The sequence below is a fragment of the Oleiphilus sp. HI0067 genome (assembly GCF_001635735.1).
The window spans coordinates 1-383 of record NZ_LWFI01000169.1; the positions used below are offsets into that span (position 1 = coordinate 1).

A 383-nucleotide genomic window follows, 5' to 3' on the forward strand; every position below is an offset into this window, starting at 1 on the left:
TCCGCTTATAAAGCTGCGCGATATTTTTCTGAGAATAGCGTTAAAGAAAAAGCAACCGAAGCCTATGAGTGGGTGCTCAAAGAGCACCCTAAACGTTACGATATTGGCATAGAAGCATTAGCATTTATGTTTGAAACGTCAGAAGTGGAAAGTGCGCATGAAAAAGCGTACGCAGTGCGCATAGCGGAATACGTCGAAGATAACAAACTCGATACCTCACGTGCGTTGACGCTCGGCGCGCAAGCAAGCCTATTTTTGGCCGAACAACAAAAAGCCCGCTTTACCGACATGTCATTGTCGCAACCGTTTGCGAAATCCTTACGCACAAAAACCAAGCAGCTAGATCAATGTACAGTTGCGTATAAACGCGTTGTGCAGTTTGG

At 45.7% G+C, this 383-nt stretch carries 1 protein-coding gene; it reads left to right on the forward strand.

Going from position 1 to position 383, the window contains the following annotated elements; all coding sequences use genetic code 11:
• On the forward strand, positions 1-383 hold a 383-nt coding region (locus A3739_RS29185; protein WP_197471967.1), incomplete at both ends, for a hypothetical protein.